General features: G+C 67.5%; 7 protein-coding genes. 3 read left to right on the top strand and 4 right to left on the bottom strand.

The window, feature by feature from the left end:
- Window positions 1-39: 39 nt before the first annotated feature.
- From coaE to ACFDTH_RS16810, 4 genes are all read right to left on the bottom strand, one after another.
- Window positions 40-633 (bottom strand): dephospho-CoA kinase, encoded by a 594-nt coding sequence (coaE, locus tag ACFDTH_RS16825; RefSeq protein ID WP_375288715.1) that lies wholly within the window; start codon window positions 631-633, stop codon window positions 40-42.
- 142 nt (window positions 634-775) lie between these two features.
- The gene (gene aroE, locus ACFDTH_RS16820; RefSeq protein WP_375288714.1) at window positions 776-1,585 is read right to left on the bottom strand and encodes a shikimate dehydrogenase; all 810 of its coding nucleotides are present in this window, start codon (window positions 1,583-1,585) and stop codon (window positions 776-778) included.
- Window positions 1,586-1,742: 157 nt separating this feature from the next.
- Window positions 1,743-2,333, bottom strand: a complete 591-nt coding sequence (locus ACFDTH_RS16815) for a Maf family protein (protein WP_375288713.1) — start codon at window positions 2,331-2,333, stop codon at window positions 1,743-1,745.
- Between the two features lie 15 nt (window positions 2,334-2,348).
- Window positions 2,349-3,179 carry a pyruvate, water dikinase regulatory protein gene (locus tag ACFDTH_RS16810; RefSeq protein WP_375288712.1) on the bottom strand — a complete coding sequence of 277 codons (831 nt, stop codon included), beginning with the start codon at window positions 3,177-3,179 and terminating at the stop codon, window positions 2,349-2,351.
- 235 nt (window positions 3,180-3,414) lie between these two features.
- Here ACFDTH_RS16810 and hemE point away from each other — a divergent pair, with 235 nt between their 5' ends.
- The 3 genes from hemE to ACFDTH_RS16795 form a co-directional block, all read left to right on the top strand.
- Entirely contained in the window at window positions 3,415-4,470 is a 1,056-nt protein-coding gene (gene hemE, locus ACFDTH_RS16805; protein ID WP_375288711.1) for a uroporphyrinogen decarboxylase, read from the top strand.
- A 466-nt stretch (window positions 4,471-4,936) separates the two neighbouring features.
- Window positions 4,937-5,398 (top strand): CopD family protein, encoded by a 462-nt coding sequence (locus ACFDTH_RS16800; RefSeq protein ID WP_375288710.1) that lies wholly within the window; start codon window positions 4,937-4,939, stop codon window positions 5,396-5,398.
- A gap of 159 nt (window positions 5,399-5,557) precedes the next feature.
- Window positions 5,558-6,227: Rho termination factor N-terminal domain-containing protein (locus tag ACFDTH_RS16795; RefSeq protein WP_375288709.1), on the top strand; the 670-nt coding region annotated here is incomplete at its 3' end.

Genomic DNA, 6,227 nt, shown 5'->3' with positions numbered 1-6,227 from the left:
GTTTCGGTATCGAAGACGATCTCGCGCATGGGGGAGCGACTATCGGCCTTCCACCCCGGTCACGCAAGCGATCACGCGGCGGACGGAGGCGCGGGTTTCGTCAAACGGCACGTCGGTGGGAATGACGAAGTCGGCGCGGGCGCGCTTCTCGGCATCGGGGGTCTGGCGGGCGAGGATGGCGGCGAACTTCGCCTCCGTCATGCCGGGACGGGCGAGCACCCGTGCGCGCTGGACATCAGCGGCGGCGGAAACCACCGCGACCTTGTCGACCGCGCGGTCGCCGCCGGTCTCGAACAACAGCGGCACGTCGAACACGACGAGCGCGGCTCCGGCGTTCTCGGCGAGGAAGGCGGCGCGCTCCTCGCCCACCGCGGGGTGGACGATCGCCTCCAGCGCCTTCATCGCCGCGTCGTCGCCGAGCACCGCCTCGGCGAGCGCGGTGCGGTTGACGCCCCCCTCCCCCGTGGTGCCGGGAAAGCGCGCCTCGATCGCCGCGACCACGCGGCCGGCGGGTCCCTGCAGCCGGTGCACCGCGGCATCGGCATCGAACACCGGCACGCCCTCGTCGGCGAACATCGCCGCGACGGTGGACTTGCCCATGCCGATCGAACCGGTGAGGCCGAGGGTCAGCATCATTCCCCTCCCTGCAGGGGAGGGGTTAGGGGTGGGTGGCGTCCAGGTGATACGGAGCCGACGGTCTGGACGGCGACATATCGCCAGGCTTCCACCCACCCCCGGCCCCTCCCTTGCAGGGAGGGGAGAGCAGCTGCGCCGATCATGCCGTCAGCAGCTCGCGCAGTTCCGCGTCTCGCTCCCGCGGCGGCTGCGCACCGAAGAACAGTTCGAACGCCAGCGCGGCCTGGCCGATCAGCATCTCCAGCCCGTCCACCGTCTCCAGGCCGCGTGCGCGCGCCGCCGCGAGGAGCGGCGTCTCCAGCGGCGCATAGACGATATCATACACCACCGCGTCCTCGGGCAACGCCGACAGGTCGGGCGCATAATCGGGCTGGCCGTGCATGCCGAGCGCGCTGGCGTTGATCAGCAGGCCCACAGGGGGCAGCGGCGAATCGAGCGGCACCGCATCGCCCTTCAAGCTGAAGCGCGCGAGCAGCGCGGCGGCCTTGAGCGGATTGCGGTTGAGCAGGGTCACCCGCTCCACCCCGACGCGGGCGAGCGCGAACAGCACCGCATGCGCCGCCCCCCCTGCCCCCACCACCGCGACCGGCTGGCCGGCGAGGTCGAGCTCGGCGAGCGGCGCCCAGAAGCCGGCGGCATCGGTGTTGGTGCCGATCAAACCCCCGCCCTGCCGGACCAGGGTGTTCATCGCGCCGATGGTGCCGCGCACGTCTCCGGGATCATCGACCAGATTCATCACCGCGACCTTGTGCGGCAGGGTGACGTTGCAGCCGCGCCAGTCGGGATCGGCGCGGCGCTGCGCGACAAAGGCAGCAAGGTCGGCGGGCAGCACGTGGGTGGCGCGATAGTCGGCGTCGATGCCCAGCGCATCGAGCCAGAAACGGTGGATCAGCGGCGATTTCGAATGCGCGATCGGATCGCCGATCACCTCGGCATAAGGACGGGTCATCGTTCAGACCCGTGAGACGAATTGAGACGGTTGAGGCGCTGGAACCTCCGGTCGTGCCGAGCGAAGTCGACGCACTTGGCAGCCGTTTCGCTTGCCCTTCGACTTCGCCCAGGGCGAACGGGGTTCGGGACCTGACGAATTGAGGCGGTTGAGGCGCTCACGCGGGGATCACCGCACGCTCGCGCAGATAGCCGAGCACCGGCAGCAAGGGCATGCCGAGCACGGTGAACTGGCTCCCTTCGATCCGGCTGAACAATTGCACCCCCGGCCCCTCGACGCGATAGCAGCCGACGCATCCGGAGATCGCCGGCCATTCCGCATCGAGATACGCCTCGATGAACGTGTAGGAAAGCGGCCGGACGAACATCCGCGCCGCCTCGACATGCCGCCACACCGCGCGGCCGCCTTCCGCGATCACCGCCGCGCTGACGAGATCGTGGCGTCGGCCGGACATGCGTTCGAGGTGATCGCGCGCTTCTTCGCGGCTGGCCGGCTTGTCGAGCACGCTGCCGTCATCGAGCACGGCCAGGCTGTCCGAACCGAGCACCAAGGCGGTGGGATTGCGTGCGGAGACCTTGAGCGCCTTCAGTTCCGCCAGCGCATCGGCAAGGTCGCGCGGGCGCTCGCGGCCGAGCGACGCCTTGGCGGCATCCTCGTCGACCAGCGCCGGCTGGGCGGTGAACGGCACGCCGGCGGCGGCCAGCATCGCCTGGCGCGAGGCGGATTGCGAAGCGAGGATCAGGTGCACCCCGCCCTCGTAGCGTCACTCGCTCTCGCGCGTCGAGACGCCGCGGCGCTCGTTGTAGAGCGAGATCACCGCCGCGGCGGTCTCCTCGATCGAACGGCGGGTGACGTCGATCACCGGCCAGCCGTTGTCCGAGAACATGCGGCGGGCATAAGCGAGCTCGCGCGCGACCGCCTCGTGGTCGACATAATCGGTCTCGGGCGCCTGGTTGAGCGACAGCAGGCGGTTGCGGCGGATCGCCACCAGCCGGTCGGCGCTGGTGGTGAGGCCGACGACCAAAGGATGCGATAGCGCGAACAGCACCGGCGGCGGCGGGCTTTCGATCACGATCGGGATGTTGGCGACCTTGAAGCCGCGGTTGGCGAGATAGATGGAAGTCGGCGTCTTCGAGGAGCGGCTGACCCCGGCGAGCAGGATATCCGCCTCTTCCCAATCCTCCCAGGCGATGCCGTCATCATGCGCGATGGTGAACTGGATCGCATCGACCCGGGCGAAATAGGCGGCGTCGAGGACATGCTGTCGCCCCGGCCGCGCCTTGGCCTGCTGGCCGAGCATTGCCGACAGCGCATCGTTGACAGGATCGAGCGGCGCCACGGTGGGCAGGCCGAGCTGGTGGCAGCGCGTTTCGAGAATCTGGCGGGTGACCGGATTGACCAAAGTGAAGATCACCAGGCCCGGGTTCTGCGCAATCTCCTGGAGGATGCGGTCGAGATGCGCCTCGGTGCGCACCATCGGCCAGAAATGGCGCACGGTCTCGACATCGTCATATTGGGCGAGCGCCGCCTTGGCGATGTTCTCCAGCGTCTCGCCGGTGGAATCCGAAAGGAGGTGGAGATGGAGGCGTGTCACCGCTGTCAGGACAGAATTGTGGACAAGATGGGGACAGGCGGTAGCGCAAGCGCCCCTGCCGGCCAAGCGAAAGGACAGGCGTGGACAGATCGGTGTCTGTCCACATTTCTGTCCACTCCCCTGCCCTGCTCCACAGGCTGTGGATGGGTGTGGCTGACTCGGCGGCGGTGGCCGCGTGCTGGCTGAGTCAAGCTGTTGGCAATCGGGGGATGGACGCATAAGCCCCACGACCAACGTGCCTACATCCACAACAACCTCTTCAGAATCTTCTCTTGAGAAGAAGCCCCTGCTCGCCGCGCTGCGCGGGAAGCGCCAGGAGCGCCCGCCGATCTGGCTGATGCGCCAGGCAGGGCGGTATCTGCCCGAGTATCGCGCGCTCAGGGCGGAGAAGGGCGGCTTCCTGGCGCTGGCGACCGATCCGGTCGCGGCGGCGGAGGTGACGCTCCAGCCGATCCGCCGCTTCGGCTTCGACGGCGCGATCCTGTTCTCGGACATATTGATGGTGCCCTGGGCGCTGGGGCAGGACCTGAGCTTCGGGGTGGGGGAGGGGCCGCGGCTGGCGCCGAGACTGCTTGAGTCGACGCTGGAGTCGCTGGAACCGCGTCTGGACCGGTTGCTCCCTGTCTATGAGACCGTGCGGCTGGTGAAGGCACAACTGCCGAAACAGGTGACGTTCCTCGGCTTCGCAGGCTCACCGTGGACGGTGGCGACCTATATGGTGGCAGGCCAAGGCTCCAAGGATCAGGCCGAGACGCGAAAACTCGCTTATGCCGACCCGGATCGGTTTGGAGAGCTTCTCTACGCCATCGCCGAGTTGACCGTGGACTACCTCGTTGGTCAGGTTGAGGCGGGAGTCGAGGCGGTGCAGCTGTTCGACAGCTGGGCGGGCAGCCTGTCGCCAGCACAGTTCGGTTTCTGCGTGCTGGAGCCGAACCACTGGATCATCCGTGAGTTTCGCAAGCGCTGCCCGGGGGTGCCGGTGATCGGCTTTCCCAAGGGGGCAGGCGGCAAACTGCCGATGTATGCGGAAGGCACTCTTGCTGATGCGATCGGGCTCGACGAGACAGTCGATCCGCGATGGGCAAACGAGCATCTTCCTGCAGGGCTCCCCGTCCAGGGCAACCTCGATCCGCTGGCGTTGGAGGTCGGCGGTGAGGCGCTTGAGTATTCGCTCAATCGCCTGATGCGCGCCTTCCCCGATCGCCCGCACATCTTCAATCTCGGCCACGGCATCGGCCAGCACACGCCGATTGCGCACGTCGAACGGTTGCTGGCGCGGGTGCGCGGTTAAGTCCTCCCCTGTAAGGGGAGGTGGCGCGCAGCGCCGGAGGGGTATCGCGCCGTCGAGAGGGGGATACCCCTCCGTCATCGCTGCGCGATGCCACCTCCCCTTCCAGGGGAGGATTGGTCAGGGCGCGATGCTTGGAGCTGGGGCGTGGCGCTGGTGCCGGGCAGCTGATCCTCCCCTGCTAGGGGAGGTGGCGCGCAGCGCCGGAGGGGCGTTGCGCCATCGAGAGGGGGATACCCCTCCTTCATCGCTGCGCGATGCCACCTCCCCTTCCAGGGGAGGACTGGTTAGGGCGCGATGTTTGGAGCTAGGGTATGGCGCGGGTGCCGGGCACCTGATTCCTCCCCCTCGAAGGGCAGGTGGCGCGCAGCGCCGGAGGGGTGTCGCGCCATCGAGAGGGGGATACCCCTCCGTCATCGCTGCGCGATGCCACCTCCCCTTCCAGGGGAGGATTGGTTACAGCACCCCCATGCTCGAACCCGGATTCCTCGGCGGCGCCTATCTGTGGGTGAAGTCCGCGCACGTCATCTTCGTGGTCTTCTGGATGGCGGGCATGTTCATGCTGCCGCGCTACCTGGTCTATCATCAGGAAGGGCTGGGCGACCAAGCCGAAGAAGCGCGCTGGATTGACCGCGAGAACAAGCTTAGGCGGATCATCCTGACGCCGGCGATGCTGGCGGTGTGGGTGCTGGGGCTAGCGCTAGCGGTCAACGCCGGGCTGTTCGCGGGCACCGAGGGGCTGGGCTGGCTGCATGCCAAATTGCTGATCGTGGTGCTGCTCTCGGGCTATCATGGCTGGGCGGTGGGCTATGCCCGCAAGCTCGCGGCGGGCCGGCCGACCCTGCCCAACCGGCGGCTGCGGATGATGAACGAGGTGCCCGCGCTCGCCACGGTGCTGATCGTCGCTTTGGTGATCGTGAAGCCGTTCTGAGGCGCCCCGGCTTGACTTGGCCGCGGCGCTTCCATACCTCTCCAAGTCGGTGAGGCCGTCCGGCCCGCCTCCTTCCAGCTTTCCGTCCGGGCGCCTCCTCGCCGACCAAGCTTCCCTATCCAGCACGGCGCGTTTCCATTCGCGCCACGGAACCATCGCATGCATTTGAAAGACCTGAAGAAAAAGGCACCCGCGGAGCTGGTCCAGCTCGCCGAGGAGCTTGGCGTCGAGGGCGCGTCCACCCTCCGCAAGCAGGACCTGATGTTCGCCATCCTCAAGGTCCAGGCCGAGAACGGCGACCAGATCATGGGCGAGGGCACCATCGAGGTGCTCGCCGACGGCTTCGGCTTCCTCCGCTCACCCCAGGCGAACTATCTCGCCGGGCCCGACGACATCTACATCTCGCCCAACCAGGTGCGGAAGTTCGGCCTCAGGACCGGCGACACGGTCGAGGGCGAGATCCGCGCCCCCAAGGACGGCGAGCGCTATTTCGCGCTGACCAAGCTGCTCCAGGTGAATTTCGAGGATCCCGACCGGGTCCGCCACCGGGTGAACTTCGACAATCTCACCCCGCTCTACCCCGACGAGCGGCTGAAGATGGAGATCGAGGACCCGACGATAAAGGACAAGTCGGGCCGCGTGCTCGACGTCGTCACCCCGATCGGCAAGGGCCAGCGCTGCCTGATCGTTGCGCCGCCGCGCGTCGGCAAGACGATCATGATGCAGAACATCGCCAAGGCGATCTCGGCGAACCACCCCGAGGTGTTCCTGCTGGTGCTGCTGATCGACGAGCGGCCCGAGGAAGTCACCGACATGCAGCGCACGGTGA

Origin of the sequence: Sphingomonas sp. (genome assembly GCF_042096255.1) — a bacterium.
Taxonomy (GTDB): Bacteria; Pseudomonadota; Alphaproteobacteria; order Sphingomonadales; family Sphingomonadaceae; genus Sphingomonas.
Note: the sequence above shows the minus strand (reverse complement) of the source record. Positions and strands in the feature narration are given on the sequence as shown.